Below are 1,152 nucleotides of genomic sequence, written 5' to 3'. Positions count from 1 at the left end.
GGCGTGGGTTCGTCCGATGCCGATGTGGTGCAGTCGGCCGTTGACGCGCAGGGTGACCACGCCGGAGGGGTCGATGCGGTCGTGGCGTACGCGTGTGTGGGTGTCGGCGTCGCGGCTGCCGTCGGGCAGGGCCTTGGGTGAGGCGGCGTAGGTCGTGGCCGGGGTGGCGCGGTGCGGCAGGGACCGGTGCGGGCGGTGGTGGTTGTAGGCGTCGGTGAAGCGGTCGAGTAGCGCTTGCAGGCCGGCGAGGGTGGCTGGTTGGCAGGGCTGGGCGCGTAGCCAGTTCTTCATGGTTTGCTGGAAGCGTTCGACCTTGCCGCAGGTGGTGGGGTGGTTGGGGGCGCTGTTTTTCTGGCGGACGTGCAGGCGGCGCAGGTCGTGTTCGAAGGCGTTGCGGCCGCCGCGGCCGCCGGCCAGCCGGGTGGTGAAGACCATGCCGTTGTCGGTCAGTGTGGAGGCCGGCACGCCGTGAGCGGCGACGGCGGCGCGGAAGGTGTCGCGCACGATCGGGCCGGTGACGCGGACGTGCGCGGTCACCGACAGGGCGTAGCGGGAGTGGTCGTCCAGCCAGGACAGGATCTCGGTGTCGGTGCCGTCGGCGAGGCGGTAGTGGGTGAAGTCGGCCTGCCAGGTCTCGTTCGGCAGCACTGCTTGGAAGCGGATGTAGGACGAGCGGGGCCGTTTCTTCGGCTCGGGCACGACCAGGCCGTGGCGAGTGAGGTAGCGGCTGATCGTGGCCCGTGACACCGTCCGCTGATGGTGCTGTCGCAGGTGCCAGGCGATCGTGTCCGGGCCGGCGTCCAGTCCCTGCTCGGCGAGGTCCTTACGGAGCCGGACGATCAGCTCGACGGTGTCGGCGTCGATCGCGTTCGGCGAGGTGTGCGGGCGTCGCGACCGGGGCTCGAATGCTGCCTCGCCCTGGGCACGGTAGCGCGCGACGAGCTTGGACACCCAGCCCTTGGACACCCCGTAGGCACGGGCGACCTCTGCTTGGGAGCGGCCCTCGACGACAACGGCGGTGATGACAACTCTGGCCTTGGACACACCGCCCACGCTGTTGATCGCGGTGGTTGCCTATGTCCCGAGACACACTTTGTTGAAGTTTCCTATGTCCTGCGACATGGGTTTCCTATGTCCTGAACCAGCACACTG

1 protein-coding gene is annotated in these 1,152 nt (G+C 68.8%); it reads right to left on the bottom strand.

Annotated features, from left to right (window positions below; all coding sequences use genetic code 11):
* Positions 1-1,044, bottom strand: a 1,044-nt coding sequence (locus ACWCSU_RS52850) for an IS481 family transposase (protein ID WP_449945280.1), incomplete at its 3' end; no start/stop codon positions are given.
* Positions 1,045-1,152: the final 108 nt, after the last annotated feature.

It is taken from the genome of Nonomuraea sp. NPDC001699, from assembly GCF_053596455.1.
This window is presented reverse-complemented; position numbering and strand designations above follow the sequence as displayed.